Below are 1,585 nucleotides of genomic sequence, written 5' to 3' on the forward strand. Positions count from 1 at the left end.
GCCGCCGGGGATTTCTTCTCAAGACGCACAGCCAGGGGTACGCAGCAGCACGTAGAACACCGGGGTCAGGAACAGACCGAAGAAGGTCACGCCCAACATACCTGCGAACACGGCCACACCCATCGCATGACGCATTTCCGAACCTGCACCGTGCGAGAACACCAGCGGTACCACGCCCATGATGAAGGCGATCGACGTCATCAGAATCGGACGCAGACGCAGGCGGCAAGCTTCCAGCGCGGCCTGCACGATCGTGCGGCCATGGTGTTCCAGTTCGCGGGCAAATTCCACGATCAGAATCGCGTTCTTCGACGCCAGACCRACCAGCACGAACARTGCAATCTGCGTGAASACATTGTTGTCGCCATGGGTCAGCTTCACACCCAGCAGGGCGCACAGGATCGACATCGGCACGATCAGAATCACCGCCAGCGGCAGGGTCCAGCTTTCGTACTGGGCAGCCAGCACCAGGAACACCAGCAGCACGCACAGCGGGAATACCAGCATCATGGTGTTACCGGACAGGATGTCCTGGTACACCAGTTCCGTCCATTCGTAGCTGATACCTTTCGGCAGCACTTCGTTGACGATCTTGGTCATTTCAGCCTGCGCTTCGCCGGACGACACGCCAGGAGCCGGGCCRCCGTTCAGTTCAGCCGAYACGTAAGCGTTGTAGCGCTGCACGCGGTCCGGGCCRTAGCTGTCCTTCACGCGCATCAGCGACGACAGCGGAATCATTTCGCCCTTGTCGTTGCGTACCTTCAGCTGTGCGATGTCTTCGGCGTGCGAACGGAACTGCTGGTCAGCCTGCACGCGTACCTGGTAGGTACGGCCAAACTGGTTGAAGTCGTTCACGTACAGCGAGCCGAGGTTGATCTGCAAAGTCTGATAGATCGTTGCCAGCGGCACGCCCAGCTGCTTGGCCTTGACCTTGTCGATGTCGGCAAACAGTTGCGGCACATTGATCTGATAGCTGGAGAACACGCCGGCCAGCTTCGGATTCTGCCAGGCCTTCATCTGCACCGCCTGGATCGCCTTGTACAGCGCGTCGTAACCCAGGTTGTCGCGGTCTTCGATCATCAGCTTGAAACCACCGGTGGTGCCGAGGCCATTGACTGGCGGCGGTGGCAGCACCATCACGAAGGCGCCTTCAATCGCACCCATGCGCTTGTTGATTTCAGCAGCAATCGCTTGTGCCGATTCGCTTGGCTTGGTACGTTCCTCGAACGGTTTCAGCGGCGTGAACACGATACCGGCGTTCGGCGCGTTGGTGAAGCCGTTGATCGACAGGCCAGGGAAGGACACCGAGTCCGCCACGCCAGGGATCTCCTTGGCGATATCCGACATCTTGCGGATCACCGCTTCGGTGCGGTCCAGCGAGGCCGCATCCGGCAGCTGGGCAAAGCCGATCAGGTACTGCTTATCCTGCGCCGGCACGAAGCCCGGCGGCACCAGCTTGAACATGAAGCCTGCGGCCACGGCCAGCACGGCGTACACCACCAGCGAGCTGCCCTTGCGCTTCAACACGCCGGTCACACCCGTTTCGTAGCCATGCGAAGCACGGTTGAAGAAGCGGTTGAACCAC

1 pseudogene is annotated in these 1,585 nt (G+C 60.4%); it reads right to left on the reverse strand.

Annotated elements, in window-relative coordinates:
• Positions 1 to 1,585: pseudogene (locus AB4Z19_RS30445) on the reverse strand (efflux RND transporter permease subunit); the annotation flags it as partial.

Origin of the sequence: Pseudoduganella sp. RAF19 (assembly GCF_052114165.1) — a bacterium.
Classification (GTDB): domain Bacteria; phylum Pseudomonadota; class Gammaproteobacteria; order Burkholderiales; family Burkholderiaceae_D; genus Rugamonas.